22 protein-coding genes are annotated in these 23,239 nt (G+C 72.6%); 6 read left to right on the top strand and 16 right to left on the bottom strand.

All coding sequences use genetic code 11. From position 1 onward, the window contains the following. Positions 1-44: 44 nt before the first annotated feature. From AC3AGO_RS25115 to AC3AGO_RS25100, 4 genes are all read right to left on the bottom strand, one after another. Positions 45-1,073 carry a 6-phosphofructokinase gene (locus tag AC3AGO_RS25115; protein ID WP_487822498.1) on the bottom strand — a complete coding sequence of 343 codons (1,029 nt, stop codon included), beginning with the start codon at positions 1,071-1,073 and terminating at the stop codon, positions 45-47. A gap of 180 nt (positions 1,074-1,253) precedes the next feature. Beyond that, on the bottom strand, positions 1,254-1,898 hold the full coding sequence (locus AC3AGO_RS25110; protein WP_487824803.1) for a response regulator: 645 nt from the start codon (positions 1,896-1,898) through the stop codon (positions 1,254-1,256). 70 nt (positions 1,899-1,968) lie between these two features. Beyond that, positions 1,969-3,204 carry a MacS family sensor histidine kinase gene (macS, locus tag AC3AGO_RS25105; protein WP_487822497.1) on the bottom strand — a complete coding sequence of 412 codons (1,236 nt, stop codon included), beginning with the start codon at positions 3,202-3,204 and terminating at the stop codon, positions 1,969-1,971. A 46-nt stretch (positions 3,205-3,250) separates the two neighbouring features. Continuing rightward, the gene (locus AC3AGO_RS25100; protein ID WP_487822496.1) at positions 3,251-4,051 is read right to left on the bottom strand and encodes a lysophospholipid acyltransferase family protein; all 801 of its coding nucleotides are present in this window, start codon (positions 4,049-4,051) and stop codon (positions 3,251-3,253) included. Between the two features lie 199 nt (positions 4,052-4,250). On the opposite strand from AC3AGO_RS25100, the gene AC3AGO_RS25095 reads away from it, so the two are divergent. Then, the gene (locus AC3AGO_RS25095) at positions 4,251-5,021 is read left to right on the top strand and encodes an alpha/beta hydrolase (protein WP_487822495.1); all 771 of its coding nucleotides are present in this window, start codon (positions 4,251-4,253) and stop codon (positions 5,019-5,021) included. Next, positions 5,008-5,679: a hypothetical protein gene (locus AC3AGO_RS25090; protein WP_487822494.1), complete on the top strand. Its 672-nt coding sequence runs from the start codon at positions 5,008-5,010 to the stop codon at positions 5,677-5,679. The genes AC3AGO_RS25095 and AC3AGO_RS25090 overlap by 14 nt, the downstream gene beginning before the upstream one ends. 422 nt (positions 5,680-6,101) lie before the next feature. Here the strand turns inward: AC3AGO_RS25090 and AC3AGO_RS25085 are convergent, their stop codons facing one another. From AC3AGO_RS25085 to AC3AGO_RS25060, 6 genes are all read right to left on the bottom strand, one after another. Beyond that, positions 6,102-6,863 (bottom strand): endonuclease/exonuclease/phosphatase family protein, encoded by a 762-nt coding sequence (locus AC3AGO_RS25085; protein WP_487822493.1) that lies wholly within the window; start codon positions 6,861-6,863, stop codon positions 6,102-6,104. 24 nt (positions 6,864-6,887) lie between these two features. After that, positions 6,888-7,829, bottom strand: a complete 942-nt coding sequence (locus AC3AGO_RS25080; protein ID WP_487822492.1) for an ROK family glucokinase — start codon at positions 7,827-7,829, stop codon at positions 6,888-6,890. Positions 7,830-7,911: 82 nt separating this feature from the next. Next, positions 7,912-8,541 carry a DUF5304 domain-containing protein gene (locus AC3AGO_RS25075; RefSeq protein ID WP_487822491.1) on the bottom strand — a complete coding sequence of 210 codons (630 nt, stop codon included), beginning with the start codon at positions 8,539-8,541 and terminating at the stop codon, positions 7,912-7,914. Between the two features lie 41 nt (positions 8,542-8,582). After that, positions 8,583-9,869: an ArsA family ATPase gene (locus AC3AGO_RS25070; protein ID WP_487822490.1), complete on the bottom strand. Its 1,287-nt coding sequence runs from the start codon at positions 9,867-9,869 to the stop codon at positions 8,583-8,585. Continuing rightward, on the bottom strand, positions 9,853-10,332 hold the full coding sequence (locus AC3AGO_RS25065; protein WP_487822489.1) for an SRPBCC family protein: 480 nt from the start codon (positions 10,330-10,332) through the stop codon (positions 9,853-9,855). The genes AC3AGO_RS25070 and AC3AGO_RS25065 overlap by 17 nt, the downstream gene beginning before the upstream one ends. A 207-nt stretch (positions 10,333-10,539) precedes the next feature. After that, positions 10,540-11,301 (bottom strand): metallophosphoesterase family protein, encoded by a 762-nt coding sequence (locus AC3AGO_RS25060; RefSeq protein ID WP_487822488.1) that lies wholly within the window; start codon positions 11,299-11,301, stop codon positions 10,540-10,542. 260 nt (positions 11,302-11,561) lie between these two features. On the opposite strand from AC3AGO_RS25060, the gene AC3AGO_RS25055 reads away from it, so the two are divergent. After that, positions 11,562-13,370, top strand: coding sequence for an AMP-dependent synthetase/ligase (locus AC3AGO_RS25055; RefSeq protein ID WP_487822487.1), 1,809 nt, complete (start codon positions 11,562-11,564; stop codon positions 13,368-13,370). Positions 13,371-13,675: 305 nt separating this feature from the next. On the opposite strand, the gene AC3AGO_RS25050 is transcribed toward AC3AGO_RS25055, so the two are convergent. After that, entirely contained in the window at positions 13,676-14,818 is a 1,143-nt protein-coding gene (locus tag AC3AGO_RS25050; protein ID WP_487822486.1) for a glycosyltransferase family 4 protein, read from the bottom strand. 157 nt (positions 14,819-14,975) lie between these two features. Here AC3AGO_RS25050 and AC3AGO_RS25045 point away from each other — a divergent pair, with 157 nt between their 5' ends. Then, on the top strand, positions 14,976-16,316 hold the full coding sequence (locus AC3AGO_RS25045; RefSeq protein ID WP_487824802.1) for a glycosyltransferase 87 family protein: 1,341 nt from the start codon (positions 14,976-14,978) through the stop codon (positions 16,314-16,316). Here AC3AGO_RS25045 and AC3AGO_RS25040 read toward each other — a convergent pair. From AC3AGO_RS25040 to AC3AGO_RS25020, 5 genes are all read right to left on the bottom strand, one after another. Then, on the bottom strand, positions 16,276-17,508 hold the full coding sequence (locus AC3AGO_RS25040; protein ID WP_487822485.1) for a hypothetical protein: 1,233 nt from the start codon (positions 17,506-17,508) through the stop codon (positions 16,276-16,278). The genes AC3AGO_RS25045 and AC3AGO_RS25040 overlap by 41 nt on opposite strands. Before the next feature lie 100 nt (positions 17,509-17,608). After that, the gene (locus AC3AGO_RS25035; protein ID WP_487822484.1) at positions 17,609-18,628 is read right to left on the bottom strand and encodes a C40 family peptidase; all 1,020 of its coding nucleotides are present in this window, start codon (positions 18,626-18,628) and stop codon (positions 17,609-17,611) included. A 220-nt stretch (positions 18,629-18,848) separates the two neighbouring features. Continuing rightward, positions 18,849-19,886: a C40 family peptidase gene (locus tag AC3AGO_RS25030; protein WP_487822483.1), complete on the bottom strand. Its 1,038-nt coding sequence runs from the start codon at positions 19,884-19,886 to the stop codon at positions 18,849-18,851. Positions 19,887-20,265: 379 nt separating this feature from the next. After that, positions 20,266-21,567 (bottom strand): NYN domain-containing protein, encoded by a 1,302-nt coding sequence (locus AC3AGO_RS25025; RefSeq protein WP_487824801.1) that lies wholly within the window; start codon positions 21,565-21,567, stop codon positions 20,266-20,268. Between the two features lie 112 nt (positions 21,568-21,679). Next, on the bottom strand, positions 21,680-21,919 hold the full coding sequence (locus tag AC3AGO_RS25020; protein WP_487822482.1) for a hypothetical protein: 240 nt from the start codon (positions 21,917-21,919) through the stop codon (positions 21,680-21,682). A gap of 212 nt (positions 21,920-22,131) precedes the next feature. Here AC3AGO_RS25020 and AC3AGO_RS25015 point away from each other — a divergent pair, with 212 nt between their 5' ends. Both AC3AGO_RS25015 and AC3AGO_RS25010 read left to right on the top strand, forming a co-directional pair. Continuing rightward, a complete protein-coding gene (locus AC3AGO_RS25015; protein WP_487822481.1) occupies positions 22,132-22,896 on the top strand; it encodes a rhomboid family intramembrane serine protease in 765 nt (254 codons plus the stop codon). After that, complete coding sequence (locus tag AC3AGO_RS25010) at positions 22,893-23,174, top strand: Lrp/AsnC family transcriptional regulator (RefSeq protein ID WP_487822480.1); 282 nt, start codon at positions 22,893-22,895, stop codon at positions 23,172-23,174. The genes AC3AGO_RS25015 and AC3AGO_RS25010 overlap by 4 nt, the downstream gene beginning before the upstream one ends. The last annotated feature ends 65 nt before the right edge of the window (positions 23,175-23,239 follow it).

Genomic DNA, 23,239 nt, shown 5'->3' with positions numbered 1-23,239 from the left:
CCGCGCCCCTTTCGGGGCGCGGGTTTTCGGCGCTGCGGGAGATCTCAGCCGAAGAAGACGTCGGCTTCTGCGTAGAGTTCCGGGTTTACCGTTTTCAGTTTGGCCGTGGCCTCGGCGAGCGGTACGCGGATGATGTCCGTGCCGCGGAGCGCGACCATCATGCCCCAGTCCCCGTCCCGTACCGCGTCGATGGCGTGCAGTCCGAAACGGGTGGCGAGCCAGCGGTCGAAGGGCGAGGGGGTGCCGCCGCGCTGGGTGTGGCCGAGCACCGTCGTACGGGCCTCCTTGCCGGTGCGCGACTCGATCTCCTTGGCCAGCCACTCGCCGACGCCGGACAGCCGGACGTGGCCGAAGGAGTCCTGCGTGGCGTCCTTGAGCACCTCTTCCCCGCCCTTGGGTACCGCGCCCTCCGCAATGACGACGATCGGCGCGTAACTCGACTTGAACCGGGACTCCACCCAGCCGCACACCTGCTCCACGTCGAAGCGCTGCTCGGGGATGAGAATGCAGTTGGCGCCGCCCGCGAGCCCGGAGTGCAGGGCGATCCAGCCGGCGTGACGGCCCATCACCTCGCAGACGAGGACCCGCATATGGGACTCGGCCGTGGTGTGCAGCCGGTCGATGGCCTCCGTCGCGACGGTGACGGCGGTGTCGAAACCGAAGGTGTAGTCGGTGGCGGACAGATCGTTGTCGATGGTCTTGGGCACGCCGACGCAGTGCACGCCGTACTCGCCCGACAGCTCGGACGCGACCCCCAGGGTGTCCTCGCCGCCGATCGCGATCAGCGCGTCGACCTCGTACTTGGCGAGGTTCTCCCGGATGCGCCGGACGCCGTTCTCCTCCTTGAAAGGGTTCGTACGGGAAGAGCCGAGGATGGTGCCGCCGCGCGGCAGCGTGCCGCGCACCGCCGGGATGTCGAGCTGCGTGGTGTCCCCGTCGAGGACACCCCGCCAGCCGTCCCGGAACCCGAGGAACTCGTACTCGTACCGCTGGACTCCCTTACGGACGACAGCTCGCATGACCGCATTGAGACCGGGGCAGTCACCGCCGCCGGTCAGCACTCCGACCCGCATGGGATCTCCCTTCTGGCGTGGCGCGCAGGGCGCTGTGGACGCAACTGGCGCCACGCTAACGGTGATCCAGGTCACAGGGGGACGGGTCGGCGGGCCGATTCCGGTGCGCGCGGGGCGTGTTGACCGTCCCGGCCTCACCCGTACGAAGGACGGGCCGCGTCACGGCGTGCTGCCGCGGCGTCAGTCCTCGTCCAGGCCTCGCTCTATCGCGTACCGCACGAGCTCGACGCGGTTGTGCAGCTGGAGCTTGCCGAGGGTGTTCTGCACGTGGTTCTGCACGGTGCGGTGCGAGATGACGAGGCGCTCGGCGATCTGCTTGTAGCTCAGGCCCTTCGCCACCAGGCGCAGCACCTCCGTCTCCCGCTCGGTCAGCTGCGGGACACCCGGCTCGTCCTCCGCGGCGGGCGCCGGGTCGGACGCCAGCCTGCGGTACTCCCCCAGGACCAGGCCCGCCAGGCCGGGCGTGAACACCGGATCCCCCAGGGCCGTACGGCGCACGGCCTCCAGCAGCTCCTCGGTGCTGGCGGACTTCACCAGATAGCCGGTGGCGCCGGACTTGACCGCCTCCAGCACATCGGCGTGCTCGCCGCTCGCGGAGAGGACGAGCACCCGCAACGACGAGTCGGGGCCGACCAGTTCACGGCAGACCTCGACGCCGGGCAGCTCGGGCAGATTGAGGTCCAGCACCAGCACGTCCGGCCCGGCGGCGCGGGCTCTGCGGACGGCCTGCTTGCCGTCGCCCGCGGTGGCCACCACGTCGAAGCCGGCACCGGCCAGGTCGCGCGCGACGGCGTCCCGCCACATCGGATGGTCGTCGACGACCATCACCTTCACCGGCTGCCCGGCGTCCCCCTCCCCGTCCGGCTGCTCCTGCTGTCCGTGCTGTCCCTGCTGCTCAGTCATGCTTCGGCACCCTCAATTCCACTTCCGTCCCCTGCCCCGGCACAGACACCCACGCGGCGCTGCCGCCGAGCTCGCGCAGCCGCCCCCGGATGGACAGCGCCACCCCGAGCCGGCCCTCGGCCTCGGCGTCCGCGAGCCGGCCCTCGGCGATGCCCGGACCGTCGTCCCGCACGGTCACCAGCACCGCGTCCGGCTCCTCCTCCAGCAGGATCCACGCCGAGGCCGGCGTCCCCTCCGGAGAGATCGCGTGCTTCCGCACATTGTCCAGTGCGGCACTGACAGCGGCGGCCAACTCCCGTGCGGCGTCCGCCGGAAGGGACACCGGCGCGCCCGGTTCGGAGAAGGTGACCTGCGCGCCGGCCTGCGGTGCGAGCAACGGCCGCAGATCGCACACAGCGTCGCCGTCCGCCTCCCCGGCGCCGCCGGAGCCGGACCCGGATCCGGCTGTACGGTCGCCGGCGCGGGCCGCCGCGCCCGCCGTCCTCGGCACCCGCCAGGTGGACTTCGGCGCCTGCTGCGCTGGCACCACGTCCCGGGAGACCAGGGTGCGCAGCGCCACCTCCTGCTCCCCCGCTAGCCGGCCCAGCTCCTCCGCCTCGCCGCCGAGCGCGGTGCCTCGGCGCTGCACCATGGCCAGCACCTGGAGCACGCTGTCGTGGATGTCCCGGGCCAGCCGCTCCCGTTCACGGGTGGCCGCCTCGATCTGGAGGGCCCGGGCGAGGGTCCGCTCACTGGCCCGGGCCACCTCGACGACGTAGCCGATGGCGATGGCGGCGATGCACACCAGCAGCGCGTTGTGCAGCGTGGAGCGGGTCAGCGGCTGGCTCTCGACGATGTTGGCGACGGCCACCAGCACCGAACTCCCCGCGCCCCAGCGCCAGCCGCCCTTGATGGCGAAGGCGAGCACCGGGCTGGCGACCCAGATGGTCGGCAGCGTCGGCGCGACCAGATCGCGCGGGTCCAGCAGCGGCGACACCAGAATGCCGGTCAGCGCCAGCACCATGTCGGCGGCGAGGAACCGTTTGGTGCACCGGCGGGCCGTGGACACCCACGGCAGGGTGGCGAACGTCCACACCGCGAGCACCGCCATGTAGAGCGCGGCGGGCAGCCGGTGCGCGTAGTGCTGGTACTCCCAGCCGAAAATGACGAGCGCGTATACGAGGGTCAGTACCCGGTATCCGGTCAGCGCGCGCCACAGCGGCTGCTCGACCGACGTCTTGGCGGCCATCTCTGCTGCCTCGCCCTCCCCTGAAGTTCCCCGTTCCCGCGCGGGGTTACGCGGCCCTCTTCCCCTCGTTCCCGTCCCCCGGCGTCCCCCTGCCGGGGTCCGGCTCCTGCCCGTCGGGCTGCCCGCCGGTGTGCTGCCCGTCCGCGGCGCGCTTCTCGTCCTCCGCGCGCTTCTTGGCCGCCTCCGCGATCTGCCGCTTGGCGGCGGTCGCGTAGATGTCCACGTACTCCTGGCCGGACAGCTTCATGATCTCGTACATGACCTCGTCGGTCACCGAGCGCTGGATGAACCGGTCGTGGTCCATGCCCTGGTAGCGGGTGAAGTCGAGCGGCTCGCCGATCCGGATGCCGGGACGCATCAGCTTCGGCATCACCTGGCCCGGCGGCTGGATCTTCTCGGTGTCGATCATCGCGACGGGGAGGACCGGCGCGCCCGAGCGCATCGCGACCCGCGCGAGCCCGCCCGGTTTGCCCCGGTACAGCCGGCCGTCCGGCGAGCGGGTGCCCTCCGGGTAGATGCCGAACAGCTCGCCGCGCTCCAGCACTTGGAGCCCGCTGAGCACAGCGGCCTCACCCGCACCGCGCCCGCCCGAACGGTCCACCGGCAGCTGTCCGACGCCCTTGAAGAAGGCGGCGGTCAGCTTTCCCTTGACGCCGGGCGAGGTGAAGTACTCCGCTTTCGCGATGAAGGTGACCTTCCGGTCGAGCACCGCGGGCAGGAAGAACGAATCGGAGAACGAGAGATGGTTGCTGGCCAGGATCGCGGGGCCCTCGGCGGGGACGTTCTCGAGTCCCTCCACCCAGGGCCGGAAAGCGAGCTTGAGCCCGCCTCCGATCGACAGCTTCATCGCGCCGTACAACAACCGGGAACCTCCTGTATCCGACCTCCCGAGCCTATCCCGTTCCGCGGGCCCGCTCCCTCCGCCGCTGCTCACGCCCCGCGCGCGGGGCGTTTCGGCCCGCCGGAACCGCTACCCGCCGGGGCGCCCCGCGCGTAGGGTGTCAGCCACCCCCCGTCACCCTGCGACTCCCCCTCGGAGGCCCCAAGTGCCCCTCCTTTCCGGAGCCGAGCCCATGCGACACGAAGGGTCGGACACCGGAGTCCTGCTGTGCCACGGCTTCACGGGTACGCCGCAGTCGCTGCGCCCGTGGGCCGAACACCTGGCGGCGCAGGGCCTGACGGTGTCACTGCCGCTGCTGCCCGGACACGGCACGCGCTGGCAGGACCTCGCCCTCACCGGATGGCCCGACTGGTACGCGACAGTCGAGCGCGAACTGCGGCAGCTGACCGAGCGCTGCTCCCAGGTCTTCGTCTGCGGCCTGTCCATGGGCGGCGCGCTGGCGCTGCGGCTGGCCGCGCGCAACGGCGACGCGGTGAGCGGCGTGTGCGTCGTCAACCCCGCGGCGACCTTCCCCCGCCTGGAGGGGTACGTACTGCCCGTCGGCCGCTTCCTGGTGCGCTCCGCCAAGGGCATCGCGAGCGACATCGCCAAGGAGGGCTCACAGGAGGTCGGTTACGAGCGGGTGCCGACGCAGGCGGCGTACTCCCTGCGGGACTTCTTCCGCGTGACCCGCGGCGAGCTGGCACAGGTGACGCAGCCGCTGATGGTGCTGCACAGCCGGGCCGACCACGTGGTGCCGCCGTCCGACTCCGCGCTGATCCTGGGGCGGGTTTCGTCCACCGATGTGACGGAGACCGTACTGGAGCGCAGCTATCACGTGGCCACACTGGACCACGACGCGGAGCGCATATTCGCGGACTCGTACGGATTCATCACCCGGCTCGCAGCGAGGAAGACGGCAAGTGACGGAACGTAACCCAGGTTCGCTGCCGCCCGAGGAGGAAGCGGCATGGGCCCGGATCGTCGCCGGCTACGGCGAGGAGGCGGAACGTCCACGTCCGGGCGACGGCGCGGACGGCTCCGCGGCGGACGGCTCCGCGGCGGGGGGCCCGGCGGCGGGCGGCCCCGTGGCGGGCGGCCCGGTGGCGGGGGGTGACCCCGGTGACCCCGGTACGGGCAGTGACTCCGGTACGGGCGGGTCCGGTACGGGCCGGCTGGTCAAGGGCGGCGAGGACGGCGGGAGTTCGGGCTCCTCCGGAGACGCGACGGGGGCGGAGGGCGCGGACGAGGTGCGGAGCTTCACCGTGTACGCGGCCGGGTCCGGCCCGCGGGACTGGGTGGCGCCGGACGCGCAGGACGCCGGAGACGACGGCGAGGACGACGGCGAAGGGCACTACGTACCGCCGGAACCGCCGCCGCTGCCCGAGACCGACGTCACGACGAAATTCGCGTGGATCGCCGTGCTGGGCGGGCCGCTCCTGATGCTCTTCACGGTGCTCCTGCAACAGCCCCTGCGGTGGTGGATCGTCACCCTGGGAGTGGGCGGATTCCTCGGCGGCTTCGGCACGTTGGTGACGCGGATGCGGGATGACGAGGACGACGACGATGACCCTGGGCGGGGGGCGGTCGTCTGAGCGTCCCGCCCGTGGCGGGGCGGCTACGGGGCGAAGCCCCGGTCTTTTCGCGCGTAGCGCGTGGGGTGCAGGGGCGGAGCCCCGCGGGGCCTGGGGCGTAGCCCCGGTTTCTCTCCCGCCCCCGGCGGGCTGGGGTCCGGGGCGGCAGCCCCGTTCTTTCCGCGCGGAGCGCGGCTGGGGGCCGGGGCGGAGCCCCGGAAGAAACGGGTAGGGGCGGGTCTGGGGCTCAGCCCCTCACGGCGGCGCGTGCGTTGCGTGCGCGGGGGACGTGACCTCGCGGGTGCGGTCCGGCGTGCCCACCCGTTCCGCCCCTTGGCGGACCGCGTGCCCACACCTCGGCGGGGCGCGTGCCCACACCGGGGCGGGACGCCGGCCCCGCACTGGGCGCAGCCCTCCCGCGGACCGCCCGCCCACACCGGGCGTCAGCGCGGGAGGTGGAGGGCTGTTAGGAGGGGGAGGTGGTCTGTGGCTGTTTTCAGGTCCTGCTGGGTTACACCGGGGAGGCCCGTGGGGACGCCGCAGCCCAGGACTTCTACAGCCGGCGAAGCCAGCACCGCGTCGATCCGCTGGTGCGGGTCCCGCGGGGTGGAGGTGAACTCGCCGCCCCACGGCGCCGCCACCCAGCCGTCCCGGAGCCCGCCCTCCCCGGTGAGGCGGGCGAAACTCCGGCCGCCGGGGCGCTCGTTGAGGTCGCCGGCCGCCACCGCGTACGGCGTGCCGAGCGCCGCGAGCCGGTGCAGCAGCGCCCCGGCCTGGACGTACCGCTCGTCCTTCTGGAGGCTCAGGTGGCAGCTCAGCACCCCGAGCCGGGCCGTCGACCCGAACCGCAGCACCGCCGTGGCGAAGCCCCTCCGGTGCAGGCCGGGGGTGCGGGGCAGCAGCACGTCCTCGGTGCGTTCGACGGTGGCCCGCATATTGGCGAGGATCATCGGCCCGGACGCGGTCGCCCCGCCCGTCACGTAGAACAGGTCCGTCGCGCGGGCCAGCCGCGCGGCGTACTTGCGCCAGCGGAAGAACCGCGGGGCCTCCTGCACGCAGACGACATCGGGGGCGCACGCCCGGATGACCCGGGCGAGCGCCGCCGTGTCGTCACGCATGGAGCGGATGTTGTAGCTGAGCAGACGGACCACGGCGGAGCCGTCCGGCTCGGTCACCGAGGCGGGAAGGTCCGCGAGCGTGGCCACGTCGCCGCTCCTCCGGAGGTCCGCTCAGCCCTGCCGGGCGAGGTCGGCGACGCCGACCATGCCGGCCTTGCCGCCCAGTTGGGCCGCGAGGACCTCGGCGTGCGGCCGCCAGCGGCTGCCGACCAGCCAGCGCTTGTACGACTTGCGGATCGGGTCGAGCACCAGGTCGCCCTCGTCGGAGACACCGCCGCCGACGATGAAAGCGCCCGGGTCGAACAGCGAGGCCAGGTCGGCGAGGCCCGCGCCGGCCCAGCGGGCCAGCTCGCGGAACGCGTCGATGGCGACCGGGTCGCCCTTCCGCGCCGCCTCGCTGATGTGCTTGCCCTCGACGCCCTCGGGCGTGCCGTCACCGAGGCCGAGCAGCAGTTCCGCGTTCTCCGGCGTGGCGGTGGCGCGCTGCCGGGCGTACCGCACGAGGGCGCTGCCGGAGGCGTACTGCTCCCAGCAGCCCTGGTTGCCGCAGCCGCACAGCAGGCCGTCGGGGACCATCCGGATGTGGCCGAACTCCGAGGCGACGCCGAAGCGTCCGCGGTGCAGCCGGCCGCCGATGATCGTGCCGCCGCCGAGGCCGGTGCCGATGGTGATGCAGACGACGTCCTGGTGTCCGGTGCCGACGCCGAACTTGTACTCGCCCCAGGCGGCGGCGTTCGCGTCGTTCTCGATGACGACGGGTACGTCGATGCGCTGCTCGACCTTGTCCTTGAGCGCCTCGTGGCGCCAGCTGAGATTCGGGGTGAACAGCACGGTGGCGCGCTTGTCGTCGACGTAGCCGGGGGCGCCGATGCCGACGGCCTCCACCTCGAACTCGGCGCTGGCCTTGCGCACCGCCTCGGCGATCGCGTCGATGACCGCGTCCGGGGTCGGCGGGGTCGGCACCTGGCTGGTTTCGAGGATGTTGCCTTCCTCGTCGACCACGCCGGCCGCGATCTTGGTGCCGCCGATGTCGACGCCGATGGTGAGTCCCATGTGTCCCTCAGTATTCCGTCGATCCCCGCTGGGGACACCGTACCGGAGGGGGGTTGGTCACCGTGTGTCCGCGCCGCGGGGCTCAGCTCCGGCCGGGGCCCTCGCCGGGGTTGGTGCCCGGGTCGTGTCCGGGGTCCTCGCCGGTGTCCTTGTCGAGGTCGATGCGCTCGATGTCGATGCGGTCGGCGGAGGGCGGGCCGGACTCGCCGCGGTCCCGGTCGCCGGGGGACGGACCGGACGCGCGCGGGTCGCCGGACTCGCGCGAGCCGTCGTCCGTACGGGATCCGTCGTCCGTACGCGGTTCGGCGTGGGTGCGGGAGGAGCCGCCGGAGGTCCAGCGGTTCTCCGAATCGCGGACCGCGGACTGGTAGGCGGCGAGCAGTTCGTTCCCGGCGGCGGCGAGGTGGCCGAAGAAGTCGGGGTTGCGCTCGACGACGGGCTCGATGGCCGACTTCGCCTGCGCGAGGAACTGCTGCGCCACGCCCTGCGCGGCGGCCGTTCCGGCGGAGCCCGCGAAGGGCTTGCCGATCTCGGAGATCTTCTCGGAGACGGTGTCGGCGAGCCGGCGCAGCTCCTCGGCGGCGCTGACGGGCTGCGAGCCGTACTGCTCACGGCGGCGGGCCTGCTCGGCCGCGAGGTCCTCTTCACACGCCGTGGCCCACGCGTCGGAGTCGGTCCGTTCCCCGGTGGGGCGCTCGGCTGCATCGCTCATGGCGAACTCCTACGGCGAAAGGGTGGGCAACGGTTCCGACGTTACCCGAACGGGGGCGTTCCGGAGGAGGGCCACAGCGCCGGATCGGGCGTGAACCGTACCCGCAGTTCGCCCTCTTCCAGTGCCGCGCCCGTGACGTGGCAGCGGCGCAGCGCGGACGGCAGGGAGAGGGCGCGGCGGAACGGGCCTGTGGTGACGAGGAGTTCGTCGCCCCGGCGCACCAGCGACAGCGCTTCCTTGCGGGCGCCGGGCAGCGGCAGCCGCCACACCAGCAGCCCGTCCTCGGAGAGCCGGTCCACGACCCGGCCGATAGCCGGCTGCCGTCCGGGGATGTCCGGCGTGTGCCGCGGGGCCCGGGACTCCTCGGCCTCGGGTGCGGTACGCGGGGCGGGGACGGCGACGGGCGCGGTGAGCGCGGCCAGGTCCTCGGCGCCGAGCGGTTCGCGGCCCAGGTGCGGGAGTTCGTACACGGGAGTGCCGTCCGCGGCGCAGTCGTCGCGCAGTTCCTTCAGCGCGGTCTGCTGCTGCGCGGACAGCGCGGCCAGCCACGCGTCCGGACTGCCGGTGGGCAGCAGCCGGTTGGCGACGACCGCCGTCAGTCGCAGTCCGTACAGGGCGAGGCCCGCGCGGGCCTCGGCGAGCTGCCGTACGGCCTGGGGTCCGGGTTCCGCGACGAGCCGCACCTCGGTGCGTATGGACTCCACCGCCTCCTGTACGCCGAGGAGTTCGTCCTCCCAGTGCGCGGCCGTCGAGTACAGCCACTGGGCCGGCATGGGCACTCCGGCGAGCTGCGCGAGCATCGGGCGCAGGGCGCGGGCCGCCTGCCGTTCGGGCGGCAGCAGCCTGCGCAGATAGCGGCGGCCCTGTTCGGGGAGCGCCAGCAGGCTCAACGCCCGTACGGCGGGCGGGAGATCGACGACGACGGTGTCCCAGTCGCCGCCGCGGTGCGCCTCGCCCACGGCGCGCAGCAGGGCGTACGCCTCGCTGCCGGGCAGCTCCGTCAGCTCGTCCTCGTCGAGCGGGTCGGCGCCCAGCATGTCGAGGGCCTGCTTGGCCTGATCCTGGAGGGCCACGGCGCGGCCGCGGAACTCCTCGCCGCTGTCGACGGGGGTGACGGTCAGTCCGTCGTGCACCGTCCCCGTGCCGAGCAGCGGCTCCAGCACGTGCCGGGGTTCGGGGCTCAACAGCAGGGTGCGCGCGCCCTGTCGGGCCGCGGCGACCGCCGTGGCGGCGGCCACCGTCGTACGGCCCGCGCCTCCGGCGCCGGTCACCAGGACGGTGCGCGGCGCGGAGGCGGACGGTGCCGCTCCGTCAGTTCTTGGTGGCATCGGCGTCCGCGCCAGTGGCGCCGCCACCGGACTCGACGCGCTTCTTCAGCCCGTCCAGTGCCCGGTCGATGATGACCTTCTCCGCCTTGCGCTTGATCATCCCGAGCATCGGGATCTTCACGTCGACGGTCAGCTGGTACGTCACCTCGGTGCGCGCGCCGCCGTCGGCAGGCCGCAGGCTGTACACGCCGTCCAGGGCGCGCAGCATCTGCGACTTGACGAGGGACCAGCGGACCTCGTGCTCGCCGACCCACTCGTACGCGAGGGTGTGCTCGTCCTTGATGGCGCCGGCGTCGAGCAGCAGGCGCACCTGTTCGGCGCGGCCCTGCGCGTCGTGGGAGAGCACCTCGGCCTCCTTCACCTCACCCGTCCACTCCGGGTAGCGGGGGAAGTCGGAGATCACGCCCATCACAGCGGCGGGTGCCGCCTCGATGGTGATGCTCGAGCTGGTGTGTTCCGCCATCGCCGTAGCTCCTCCGTATGCCTCGCCGGGCCCCGTCTGCCGTGACCGGCAGGCTACCGCGCGGGCGGCTCCACAAATCGCCCGCTTCGCCCTCATGCCTCGCACATGATCGACATCACAGTGGCCCGGGACGGACCGGACAGCCGGTACGGACCGACCGGACCGGCGGCGCGGGGACCGGGCGACCGCCGCGGCGCTGCCGGGCGTTCACCACTCCAGCACCCACGGCGCTCCGGTGGCGTTGAAGTGGCCCACGTTCACGCACTCGGTTCCCGCGATCCGCATGCGCTGCTGCAGCGGCTGGTGCACGTGGCCGAAGAGGTGGTAGCGCGGCCGGACCGTGTGCACGGCCTCCAGCAGGGCGGCGCTGCCGCGTTCGAAACGGCGGGCCACCGTGTCGTAGCACAACTCCGGCACATCGGGCGGAATATGCGAACACAGGACATCAACCTCGCCCAGTGCGGCGATCTTCTCCGCGTACGTCTCGTCGTCGATCTCGTACGGGGTGCGCATCGGGGTGCGCAGGCCGCCGCCGACGAAACCGAAGCGCAGTCCGCCGATCTCGACCACCTCGCCGTCCAGCACGGTGGTGCCCTCCCCCGCGTACTCCGGCCACAGGGGCGGCATGTCGACGTTCCCGTAGGTGGCGTACGTCGGCGTGGGGAAGGCCGCGAACATCTCCGCATACTGCTTGCGGACCGCCTTCTCCGTGGCCGCCTTGCGGTCCACGCCCGCCCACAGCCGCGCCGACAGCTCGCGGGCCTCCGCGAACCGGCGCGCGGTGCGCAACTCGACGATCCTGTCGGCGTTCTCCACACCGAACAAATCGGGAAAAATGCCGCGCGAGTGATCGGCGTAGTCGAGGAAGAGGATGAGGTCGCCCAGGCAGACCAGCGCGTCGGCCCCGTCGCCCGCCGCGGCGAGGTCCCGGCTGTTGCCGTGTACGTCGCTGACTACGTGAACTCTCATGGCTTCACCCTAGGTCGGCCCGGATTCCGTGCATGCTCCAGGAGTTACTTCCCCGTCACCGAACGCTTGGACTAGGCTGCTGTGAAGAGTCCTGGCATGTGACGCACCTGACATCTGGCGTCACCCCCTACCCCGACAGCTGTACCCATGGGTAACGTCCGGGCCGTCAACACCCGAGATCACATGGGGTCTTGGGACCGAGCCAATGAGGGCCGCACGGCGACGGCCCCCATGTCCGGCGCCGACGAGGAGCAGCAGTCTTGCGCGAGTTCAGCCTTCCGGCCCTCTACGAGGTCCCCGCGGACGGAAATCTCACGGATCTCATCCGCCGTAACGCTACTCAGCATCCCGACGTTCCCGTCGTCGCGCGGAAGCGGAACGGCAGCTGGGAGGACGTCACGGCCACCGCGTTCCTCGACGAGGTGCGGACGGCTGCGAAGGGCCTGATCGCCGCAGGCGTGCAGCCGGGCGACCGGGTCGGCCTGATGTCCCGTACGCGGTACGAGTGGACACTCTTCGACTTCGCCGTCTGGGCGGCCGGCGCGGTCACCGTGCCGGTGTACGAGACCAGTTCGCCGGAACAGATCGCCTGGATTCTGGGCGATTCGGGCGCCGTGGGCTGTCTGGTGGAGTCCGCGGACCACGCCAAGTCCGTGGAGTCCGTCCGCGACAGCCTGGGCGCGCTCGCGCACGTCTGGCAGATCGAGCCGGGCCCCGGCCACGAGGGCGCCGTCGCCGAACTCGCCGTCGCCGGCGCGCAGATCACCGACGCCACGGTCGACGAGCGCGGCTCCCTGGCCAACGCCGACTCGCCCGCCACCATCGTCTACACCTCCGGCACCACCGGCCGCCCCAAGGGCTGCGTGCTCACACACCGCAGCTTCTTCGCCGAGTGCGGCAACGTGGTCGAGCGGCTGAAGCCGATGTTCCGCACCGGCGAGTCCTCGGTGCTGCTCTTCCTCCCGGTCGCGCACGTCTTCGGCCGGCTCGTCCAGGTCGCGTCCATGATGGCGCCGATCAAGCTGGGCCACGTGTCCGACGTGTCCGCGCTCACCGACGAACTCGGCGCGTACCGGCCGACGATGGTGCTCGGTGTGCCGCGCGTCTTCGAGAAGGTCTTCAACTCCGCACGGGCGAAGGCCCAGGCCGACGGCAAGGGCAAGATCTTCGACAAGGCGGCCGACACCGCGATCGCCTACAGCCGCGCCATGGACGCGCCGGGCGGCCCGTCCCTCAAGCTGAAGTTCCAGCACAAGGTGTTCGACCGGCTGGTGTTCAGCAAGCTGCGCGCCGTGCTGGGCGGCCGTGCCACGCACGCCATCTCCGGCGGCGCGCCGCTCGGCGAGCGGCTCGGGCACTTCTACCGCGGCATCGGCTTCACCGTGCTGGAGGGCTACGGCCTGACCGAGTCCTGCGCGGCCACCGCCTTCAACCCGTACGACCGGCAGAAGATCGGCACCGTCGGGCAGCCGCTGCCCGGCTCCGTCGTCCGCATCGCCGACGACGGCGAGGTGCTGCTGCACGGCGAGCACCTGTTCTCCGGCTACTGGAACAACGAGCCGGCCAGCAAGGAAGCGCTGGCCGACGGCTGGTTCCACACCGGTGACCTCGGCACGCTGGACGCCGACGGCTACCTCGCCATCACCGGGCGGAAGAAGGAGATCCTGGTGACCGCGGCCGGCAAGAACGTCGCGCCGGCCGTCATCGAGGACCGCATCCGCGGGCACGCGCTGGTCGCCGAGTGCATGGTCGTCGGCGACGGGCGGCCGTTCGTCGGCGCGCTCCTCACCGTGGACGAGGAGTTCCTGCCGCGCTGGGCCGAGGACAACGGCAAGGCGCAGCTGTCGCACGCGCAACTGCTGGCCGACCCCGAGCTGCGGGCGGAGCTGCAGCGCGCGATCGACGAGGGCAACGAGGCGGTGTCGCGGGCGGAGTCCGTGCGGAAGTTCCGCGTCCTGGACACGCAGTTCACAGAGGACTCGGGCCACATCACACCGTCCCTCAAGCTCAAGCGCGGCGTGGTCGCCAAGGACTTCGCCGGGGAGATCGAGGCGCTGTACACGGGCTGACGAGCCCGGCGTGGGCCCCGGTGTGGGCAGCTGGTCCGCCCAAGGGGCGGAACGGGTGGGCACACCGGACCGCAAGCCGCGAGGCCTGTCCCCACGCACCCAACGCACGCGCCCCGGTGAGGGGTTGAGCCCCGGACCCGCCCCTACCCGTTTCTTCCGGGCTCCCGCCCCGGACCCCAGCCCTGCCCTACGGGCAGGGAAAAGGGGGAACCGGGGCTCCGCCCCTGCACCCGCCGCGCTGCGCGCGGAGAGAGCGGGGGCTGCGGCCCCGCGCCCCGTAGGGGCAGGGCGCTCAAGTGCCGGGGCTACAAGAGCGTGTGGAGTTTTTTTGCGAGGAGGTCCCAGCGCCAGTGGTCTTCGACCCAGGCGCGGCCCCGCTCGCCCATGCGGGCCCGGAGGGCCCCGTCGCGGAGGAGTTCCGTGACGCGGTCGGCGGCCTCCTCGGGGTGGCCGCCCCGTACGACCCAGCCCGTCTCGCCGTCCAGGACGGCGTCCGGCGCGCCGCCGGAGTCGCCCGCGACGACGGGGAGGCCCGTGGCCGAGGCCTCCAGGTAGACGATGCCGAGGCCCTCCACGTCGAGCCCGCGCCGCCGCGTACGGCACGGCATGGCGAAGACGTCGCCCGCGCCGTAGTGCGCGGGCAGTTCCTCCCACGGCACGGGCCCCGTGAAGTGCACCGAGGCGGACACCCCGAGGGACGCGGCGAGCTTCTCCAGCTCCTCCCCGTACGGGCCGCCGCCGACGATGAGCAGGACCGCGTCCGGCACCTCGGAGAGGATCCGCGGCATGGCCCGGATCAGCGTGTCCTGGCCCTTGCGCCGCACCAGGCGGGACACGCAGACGATGACGGGGCGGTCGGTGAGGCCGAGCCGTTCCCGTACGGCGTTGCCGCCGGAGTCCGGGTGGAAGGTCTTCTCGTCGACGCCGGGCGGCAGTTGCACCATGCGCGCCGCCGCCTCCGGCGTGAGCGCGCGGGCGATGCGGGACCGCGTGTACTCGCCGAGGTAGGTGATCGTGTCCGTGGACTCCCCGATCCGGCGCAGCAGCTGCCGCGCCGCGGGCAGCTGCGCCCAGCCGGCCTCGTGTCCGTGGGTCGTCGCCACGATCCGCTCCGCGCCGGCCTTCCGCAGCGCGGGCGCCATCAGCCCGAGCGGCGCGGCAGCGCCGAACCACACGGAGCGGCAGCCGTGTTCGCGCAGCAGCCCGGTGGCGCGCCGGGTGACGGCGGGGGTGGGCAGCAGCATGGTCGTACGGTCGCGCACGACGGTGAACGGCTGTTCCGCGTCGAAGCGCGCCGTCGCCTCGACGCCTTCCCTGCCGCGCTTCCAGGTGGACGCGTAGACGACGACCTGCTCCGGGTCGAGCCGCTGCGCCATGCTGTGCAGGAACGCCTGGATGCCGCCGGGCCGGGGCGGGAAGTCGTTGGTGACGATCAGGGTCTTGTCCATCGCCGCCGACAGTACCGTCTCGCCCCGGCGCCTCTCGTTCCGGCGGCCCGGTCCCCCGCCCCGGCGACCCCCGTGTGCGCTGCGGCGAGATGGCCGTCCGTCAGTGCGAGACGGCATGATGGCGCCGGTGAGGGAACAGACGAGCGGTGAGGCGGGCATGGCGGAGGGCGAGTCGGGGGGCGCGTCGCACGGGAGACGCGGTTCCGTGGCCGCTCCGCTCGCCGTCTGGTGCGCGACGCGCGCCGTACTGCTGCTGCTCGTGTTCAAGGTGTTCACGCTGCCGGGCCCGGACGTCACCAGCGATGTCCTGATCATCTATCAGGGCTGGTTCGAGGCGCTGAAGACCGGCATCTTCCCGCCGCACGACGTGACCTGGCAGTATCCGCCCGCCGCGGCGCTCGCGATCCTCTCCCCCGGGCTGCTGCCCTTTCTGCACTACCACTTCGCGTTCTTCGTGCTGGCCTGTGCGGCGGACGCCGCGGTCTTCGCCCTGCTGCTGTACGCGGGCGGCCGCCCCGGCCGGCGCCGTACGGGGGCGTGGGTGTGGGTGGCCGGTGTGGCGCTGCTGGGCCCGACGGCGTACGCGCGCTACGACCTGATGGTCACGGCCGTCGCCGTGGCCGCGCTGTTCGCCGCCGCACGGCACCCCCGTACGGCCGGACTGCTGGCCGGTTTCGGGGCGATGGTCAAGGTGTGGCCGGCGCTGGTGCTGCTCGGCATGCGGCCGGGCCGGGCGACCCGCAGGAGCTGGACTGCCGCGCTGCTGACGGGCGTTGTGATCACGGCGGGCTTCGCGCTCACCATGCCGGGCGCGCTGGCGTTCCTCACGTACCAGACGGACCGGGGTACGGAGGTCGAGTCGCTGGGTGCGCTGGTCTTCCATGTGGCCCGGCGCTTCGGCTGGGACGGTCAAGTGCTGCTGAACTACGGGTCGGTGGAGTTCCTCGGCCCGTACGTGAACGTGGTCAGCGATGCCGCGCTCACGCTGAACGCGCTGGCGATCGGCTGGCTGCTGCTGTGGTGGCTGCGGGCGAGGCGCACGGCCTCCGCGAGCGTCGGGCACGACGGGGGTGCCGGACAGCCGGGAGGCTGGGCGGCGAGCACGCCGGCGGACGCGGCGTTCACGGCTGTGCTGCTGTTCACCGCGACCAGCCGGGTCATCTCCCCGCAGTACATGATCTGGCTGGTAGGTCTCGCGGCGGTCTGTATGACGCTGCGCGGCAGCCGTCAGACGCTGCCCGCCGTACTGGTGCTGGCGGCCACCGGGGTGACGCTGCTGGAGTTCCCGGTGTGGTTCGCGCACGTGGTCGCGAGCGACTGGCTGGGCATTCTCGTGCTGGCCGTGCGGAACGGGCTGCTGGCGGCCGCCGCACTCATCTCCTGCGTACGGCTGTGGCGTTCGACTGTCCGGCCGCGCAGACGTGCGCGGCACTCCGCGCGCGCGGACGGCGGCGAGGTCACGAGAGCTGCCGCTCCAGATAGCCGCGCCACTGCTTGACCAGCGTGTCGTGTCCCATGCCGAGCACGTCCCGCAGGACGCGGTCCAGCCGCGCCGGGTCGGCCTCGCGGCCCTCGCCGACCTTCTTGTAGAGCGCGGTGAGCCGGTCCTCGCCCCAGCGGTCCGCGATCATCCGGCAGGCCAGCCAGCTGCCCTCGTAGGCGCGGCCCATCGCCTGCTGGTCGCCGCCGAAGCGGAAATCGCGGTCGGTCGGCAGCCGGCGCGGCGCCTTGCCCTCCCGTACGGCGCGGGCCAGTTCGGGTGCCGCCTGCCGCGGGGTGCGGTCGGCGCCCCGGTAGCCGATGTAGTCGGCGAGGCCCTCGGACAGCCACAGCGGGGTGGCCTCTGAGGTGTGCGTGCGGGTGGCGACGTGCACCGTCTCGTGGCTCATCACGACCTGCCGGCCCTCGGCGCTGAGCGTCCCGTACGCCTCGGGGTTGACGACGATCCGGTCGGCGGGTGCCTTCGAGGAGGCGCCCGCCTCGCCCGTGGTGACCGCGGCGATGCCCTCGTACGAGCTGGTGGGCGCGTCCAGCAGCTGTGCCATCCGGCTCAGGGAGCCGGGCACTTCGAGCACCACCCGGCGCGGCCACGCGTCGTGCCACTCGCGGCTGACGGCGGGCACGGCACGGTCGGCGGTGCGGGCCAGCGACCGCAGTTCGGCGGGCTTCCGTCCGACACCGAGCACCATGCTGTGCTCGCCGCGCACCACGCGGACGGGCCCCTGGTCCCACAGCTGCCGTGCGCTGCCCGGCAGTTCGGAGGTGAGGCGCCAGTGGCCGTGGTGCTGTTCGGCGGAGAGCCGTTCGACGGTGGTGACCGGTGCGCGGTCGTAGTCGCGCAGCCGGTAGCTCAGCTGCACCTCGGCGGTGACCCCGCCGCCCTTGCGGTCGCGCACCTGGCCGACCCGGTACGACCACTGGGCGAGCGGCAGCCGCTCCAGGTTCCGGAAGACGCGGCGCTGGTCCGCGCGGTATCCGCGGGCCCGCGTCGAGGAGGACACCGCCGCCAGGTAGCCGCGCTCGTCCCTGTCGTGCACGGCGGTGGCCTGCCGGTCCAGTACCCGCTGGAGTCCCGCCCGTTCCGCGGCGTGCCCGTCGGTGGCGGGGCCGCCGCACGCGGCAGCGCCGGCCAGCAGCACAGCGGCCACCCCTGCGCGCAGCGCGCTCCGCCCGGACCTGTGATCACCCACATCAGCGATCGTACGGGGACGCGGGCGCCCGGCGCAGACGTGCCCGGCCCGGCCGGCGCCGGCCGGGTCAGGACCGGGTCAGGGCCGGGTCAGGGCCGGGTCAGGGCCGGGTCACCGAGGAGACCGGCATCATGCCGACGGGGTCGTAGCGCACGGGAGCGCCGGGGTAAGGGGCGTGCACCACTTGCCCGTTGCCCATGTACATCCCGATATGACTGGCATCGCTGCGGTATGCCACCAGATCACCGGGGCGGGCCTGCGACAGGGGCACCTGCCGCCCCGCGGCCGCCTGCGCCTGCGAGGTGCGCGGCAGCGCGACGCCCGCGCGGGAGTACGCCCACTGCGTCAGGCCCGAACAGTCGAAGGACGAGGGCCCGGCGGCGCCCCACGCGTACGGGGAGCCGACCGCCGACTGTGCCGCGGCGACGGCGGCCGCGGCCCTCCCGGAGGACGCGGCGGTGCCGGCCAGGCCCGGCTCGCCCCTGCCGCCGCCCCGCGAGGAGCGCTCGCGTGCGGAGCGTTCCCCGGGCGACATCCGGTGCAGCAGTTCGCGTGCCGCGCGGAGCTTGTGCTGTACGGACTTCTTGTGCCGCTGTACGGCGCGCTGTTCGTCCTCCAGCCGGCCGAGCTCGGCCCTGGCCTCGGCGCGCTGGGTGCCCAGGGAGCGCTGCGCGGAGCGGAGTTGGCGCAGCTGTGCGCTCTCCCTGCTGCCGATCCGGTCGAGGGTGGCGGCCCGTTCGAGGTAGCCGTCGGGGTCGGAGGAGAGCATCAGCTCGACCGACGGGTCCACTCCCCCGGCGCGGTACTGGGCGCCCGCGAGGGCCCCCAGGGCCGTGCGCATCCTGTTCACCTCGGCCTGTCCGCGGGCGAGCCGGTCCTGCGCGTGCTCGGTCGTCTCCCGCAGCCGGGAGGCGCGTTCGGCCGCGCCGTTGTACCGCTCGGTGGCGGTCTCGGCCTGCTCGTACAGCTTGTCCACGCGGGAGTTCAGGGTGGACCGGGAAGGGGCGCGGGGGTCGTCCCCGGGGGCCGCGCCGGCCGGCGAGGCGACCGGAACGAGCACGGCTGCGGCGCCGGCCGCCGCCGACAGCACAGTGAGGGAACAGAACCGGTACGGAGCCACGGGGCACGCGTTCCTTCCGCTAGGCGAATGCGCGCGAATGTAGCCGTACCGTCACGGAGGGTCCAAGACCCGTCCCGCGCCGGGGAGTCGGGAACGGCGTGTGCCCCGCCGGTCGACCCAGGTCAACGGCGGGGCACAGCAGTCATGCGAGGGCGCCGGGTTTCACCCGTACGAACGAGGGGGTGTCGGGCGCGCCTTCAGTGTGCGGCGGGGTACGGCGTCAGCCGACGCGCACGCCGAACGCGAAGTCGCCGCCGAACTCCATCGGCTCGAAGCGCACCGCGGCACCCGGCTTGGGGGCGTGCAGCATCTGCCCGTTGCCGGCGTAGAAGCCGATGTGGCTGAGGTCGCTGTTGAACAGCACCAGGTCGCCCGTCTTGAGCTGGTCCTGGCTGGAGATGCGGGTACCGGCGTTGGCCTGCGCCTGCGAGGTGCGCGGCAGGGAGACCCCGGCCTGCTGGTAGGCCCAGGAGGTGAGGCCCGAGCAGTCGAACGAGCTCGGCCCGGTGGCGCCCCAGACGTACGGCGAGCCGATCTTCGTCTTCGCGGCGTTGAACGCGGCCATGGCGCGCTGCCCGGCGGAGCCGGTGCTGCCCAGGTCCACGCGGGCCGCGGAGGCGCGGTCGGCGCGCGCCTGTTCGGCGGCGAGCTTCTCCTTCTCCTTCGCGGTCAGCGAGTTGAGCTTCTCGCGGGCCTCGGAGAGCTTGCCCTGGATGGACTTCTTCTTCTCCTCCAGCTCCTTGCGGGTGGAGGAGAGGTCACCGAGCTTGCCCTGGGCTTCCTTGCGCTGCTGCGCGAGGGCCCGCTGCTTGCTGCGGATCTCCTTGAGGGCCCCGGCCTGCTTGCTGCTCAGCTGGTCGAGCGCGCCGGCCTTGTCCAGGTAGTTGTCCGGGTCGGAGGAGAGGAAGAGCTGCACGGAGGGGTCGATGCCGCCGGTGCGGTACTGGGCGCTGGCCATCGAACCCAGGTCGTCCCGCATCTTGTTGAGGTCTTCCTGGCCCCGGGCGACGCTGTCCTGGAGGTTGCCGACCTCCTTCTGGAGGTCGTGCTGCTTCTCCTTGGCGCCGTTGTACTTCTCGGTCGCCACCTCGGCGTCGTGGTAGAGCTTGTCGACCTTCTCCTTGACCTCGTCCTTCTTGGAGGCCTGCGGGTCGGCGTGGGCCGCCTGCGAGGAGAGTGCGACGGCCGCCGCGGCGGTCGCGGTGAACACTGTCACGCGGGTACGGCCCGGCTGCTTCAGACGACGGTGGGACGCCACTGGGGCGATCTCCTTCTTCCTCAGCCGCCTGCCGGTCGATACTCCGGCTCCGCGTCGCAGCAGCTCCACGGACCAAGGCGGTCCTCCGCTGTCGTCCCCGATGGACGATCAACCGCGCGAAGGTTGGGCCAGACACTAGCCACGCGTAACTGATCGGATCAAATCCCTCAGCCGAAAATGCCGCAACAGGACAACATTCTTTACCCACTTCACACCCGCAGCGACGGCCACATCACGCACAGCTCACCAACACGCCGGAGAGACCGCACTGTTCGGGAATGTGTTCGGCGCCGGGAAGGTGCCCACGGTCGGGAATGTGCCCGGACTCGGGAAGGTGCCCGTGCCGGAATTGTGCCCGGGGCCGGGAACGCGCCCGGCGTCAGGTCCGGGCGAGCCGCTTGAGCAACAGCGCGGAGGCGACCGGGCGGGCGCCGGCCGCGGCGCAGCCGTCGGCGACCTCGCGGTCCGAGGAGACGACGACCACCGGTCTGCCGTCCGGCTCGGCCCGCACCAGCTGCCGGATCAGCTCGTCCGCCGTCTGGCCCGGCTTGCTGAACATCACCCGCACCCCGCGCGGCGGCGCCAGCAGCACCGGGGCCGCCAGCTCCGCGCCGTCGAACACGCAGGTGACCTCAGCGCCCGACTGGGCCGCCAGCACGGCGAGTCCGCCCAGCAGCCGCAGCCGCTGCTTCTCCAGCGGCATCGTGGGGTACCCCGTCTTCGTGACGTTGTACCCGTCGACGACCAAGTGGGCCTGCGGCAGCGCGAGCAGCTGGTCCAGCAGCGCCGGATCGGTCTCGGACAGGGCGCGCGCCGCCACGTCCTTCGGCGACAGCCGGCCCGGCTCCACCGCCTCCACCGAATCGGCGGGCCGCCCCTCGGCGGGCGGCAGCGCCAGCTCGCGGCGCAGCCCCTGCGCCGCCTCCAGCACCGTGTCCAGCAGCAGCCGCACCCGCATGTCCTCGACGCTGCGCCCCTCGCGGGCCGCGCGCCGGCCGGCCTCCAGTGCCGTCTCGGCCTCCGACAGCCGGGACTTGAGGCGCCGCATCTCGCTGTCGGCCTGCGCCTTGTCCGTCTGCGCCGACGAGCGCGCGGAGTCCAGCTGGGAGCGCAGCTTGCGCACCTCGGCCTCGCCGCGCTTCACGTCGCTCTGGGCGCTGCGCAGTTTGCGCTGCGTGCTCTCCAGCTCCTTGCGCACCGCGTCCAGTTCGCCGCGGGAGCGGTCCGCCTCCGTACGGGCGGCGGTCCGCGCCTGCTCCAGCTCCTCGCGCAGCCGGGCCAGTTCGCGCTGGGCCTCCTCGCCCGCGCGCTCGGCCTGGGCCCGCTGGGCCTCCTCGCCGGCCGCGGCGACGAGCTTCGACCAGCCGTCGGGGCGCAGCACGTACGCGACGGCGGCGACGTCCACCGGATCGGCGGCGGGGGGCGGGGTGCCGCCCTCCACCGCCTCCGTCAGCTCGGGAAGCTGCTCGCGCAGCCGGCCGGCGATGCGCTGCCGGAACACCGCGTCCGTCTCCAGCCCTGCCGCCATCGCGTTGCCGCCGAACTTGGCGCGGCGCTGCGGTGTGAAGCGCGCGTACTGCCGCACGGGGCCGGGCAGTTCGGCGACCGTCAGTCCGCCGAGCGCGTCCGAGGTGAGGCCGACGACGCGGCGGCGCACCTTGTCCGGGAGCGGGCGGTCCAGCGCCTCGGCGCCGTCGCCTTCCGCCTCACCGGGCGCGTCCTCGGGCGGCTCGCGCTCCGGGTCGCGCTCGCCGCCGGCCGTCGGTTCCACCACCGTTCACACCTGCCGTTCGTCAGACGTGTGCGCCCGGCCGGTCGACGAGCTCGATCTCGTCCACGGCGTTGCACCAGCGGCAGCGCACGGACTCGATGCTCTCACTGAGCACCTCCTGCTCCTCGACCTGCGCCTCACCGGCGAGGTCCAGATGGACGTACTCCACCACCTTGCTGGAGCGGGTGACGTCGAAGCGAGTGAGGTTGCCGCAGAGAGTGCAGCGCCAGCGTGTCGTGGCCGTGGGCGCGGAAACGGTCATGGTGTCGTCCTTTTCTCTCGGATTCGTCCGAATTCCGGTGAGGTGTCGAAGTCGAGCCTTGCCGTCAACTTTCGTCATCGAGCGTCGTCGTCAGGCCACGGGTGCGAGGACGGAGCACCACAGTGCTCCGGTACCCGGTCACCCTAAGTCCTGCCGCCGACACGCGTGTGTCGTGGAGCCTGCCCCGATTCCCAGGAGTCATGATCCGCAACATGGGGACAGAGAACTCGGCAGTACGTCAGGATCGCCACGGACCGCTCCGCGGCGGGGTCCGCGGCCGCCCCGTGGTGACCCTGACCGTCATCGGACTGTGCTCTGTGCTCTTCCTCACCGGGCCCGCCTCGGGGTTCCTCCCCGCGTACGGCACCGGTGGCGTCCTGCGGCACGCGCAGAACCTGTACTTCGACAACTGGGGCGTGCTGCCGCGGCAGCTGTGGAGCGGCGCGGCCCGCCCGCTGCTGTCCCCGCTCACCGCTCTGTTCCTGCACGGGAACTGGGTGCACCTGCTGGGCAATCTGCTCTTCCTCTTCGTGTTCGGCGGCTGGGTGGAGGAGCGCATGGGCGCGCTGCGGTTCGCCCTCTTCTACGTCGCCACCGGCTGCGCCGCGCTGCTGTGCTACGCCGCCGTGCACGCGGAGTCGACGGAGACGCTGGTCGGCGCGTCCGGTGCGATCTCCGGAGTGCTCGGGGCCTTTCTCTTCCTCTTCCCCCGCGCGCGGGTCACGAGCGTCTTCCCGTTCCTCTTCTTTCTGCCGCTGCGCTTCCCCGCCTGGCTGGTGCTGCCGTTCTGGCTCGTACTGCAGAGCACGGCGGCCCACGAGGAGACCGGCGACGGTCCCGGTGTCGCGCATCTCGCCCACGTCATCGGTTTCGCCCTGGGCTTCGCGTACGCGGCACTGCGCCTCCGTACGGACAACAGCCCTGCGGCTACAGTGGGCGGGCCCGCTCCGGCCACCAAGGGAGAGTCCGCACCGTGATCACCTCGATCGTGCTCATCAAGACCAGCACCGACCGCATCCCCGAGATCGCCGAGCAGATCGCGGCGCTCGACGGCGTCAGCGAGGTCTACTCGGTCACGGGCGCCCACGACCTGATCGCCATGGTGCGCGTGGCGCAGCACGACGAGCTGGCCGATGTGATCCCCGGCCGGATCAGCAAGGTGCCCGGCGTGGAGTCCACGGAGACGCACATCGCCTTCCGCACGTACTCGCAGCACGATCTGGAGTCGGCGTTCGCCATCGGCCTGGACTCGTAAGGACCGCTCCGGCGGCCGCCGGATGAGGATTTCCTCATCCGGCCTTCATGCGGGAGCGCGGGCGC

This window comes from Streptomyces sp. BL1, assembly GCF_057628045.1.
Note: the sequence above shows the minus strand (reverse complement) of the source record. Positions and strands in the feature narration are given on the sequence as shown.

Excerpts from the sequence above, each read along its gene's own strand:
- AC3AGO_RS25115 (WP_487822498.1), bottom strand. The coding sequence starts at position 1,073 with ATGCGGGTCGGAGTGCTGACCGGCGGCGGTGACTGCCCCGGTCTCAAT.
- AC3AGO_RS25110 (WP_487824803.1), bottom strand. The coding sequence starts at position 1,898 with ATGGTCGTCGACGACCATCCGATGTGGCGGGACGCCGTCGCGCGCGAC.
- macS (WP_487822497.1), bottom strand. The coding sequence starts at position 3,204 with ATGGCCGCCAAGACGTCGGTCGAGCAGCCGCTGTGGCGCGCGCTGACC.
- AC3AGO_RS25100 (WP_487822496.1), bottom strand. The coding sequence starts at position 4,051 with ATGAAGCTGTCGATCGGAGGCGGGCTCAAGCTCGCTTTCCGGCCCTGG.
- AC3AGO_RS25080 (WP_487822492.1), bottom strand. The coding sequence starts at position 7,829 with ATGGGACTCACCATCGGCGTCGACATCGGCGGCACCAAGATCGCGGCC.
- AC3AGO_RS25075 (WP_487822491.1), bottom strand. The coding sequence starts at position 8,541 with ATGAGCGATGCAGCCGAGCGCCCCACCGGGGAACGGACCGACTCCGAC.
- AC3AGO_RS25070 (WP_487822490.1), bottom strand. The coding sequence starts at position 9,869 with ATGCCACCAAGAACTGACGGAGCGGCACCGTCCGCCTCCGCGCCGCGC.
- AC3AGO_RS25065 (WP_487822489.1), bottom strand. The coding sequence starts at position 10,332 with ATGGCGGAACACACCAGCTCGAGCATCACCATCGAGGCGGCACCCGCC.
- AC3AGO_RS25060 (WP_487822488.1), bottom strand. The coding sequence starts at position 11,301 with ATGAGAGTTCACGTAGTCAGCGACGTACACGGCAACAGCCGGGACCTC.
- AC3AGO_RS25050 (WP_487822486.1), bottom strand. The coding sequence starts at position 14,818 with ATGGACAAGACCCTGATCGTCACCAACGACTTCCCGCCCCGGCCCGGC.
- AC3AGO_RS25045 (WP_487824802.1), top strand. The coding sequence starts at position 14,976 with ATGGCGGAGGGCGAGTCGGGGGGCGCGTCGCACGGGAGACGCGGTTCC.
- AC3AGO_RS25020 (WP_487822482.1), bottom strand. The coding sequence starts at position 21,919 with ATGACCGTTTCCGCGCCCACGGCCACGACACGCTGGCGCTGCACTCTC.
- AC3AGO_RS25015 (WP_487822481.1), top strand. The coding sequence starts at position 22,132 with ATGGGGACAGAGAACTCGGCAGTACGTCAGGATCGCCACGGACCGCTC.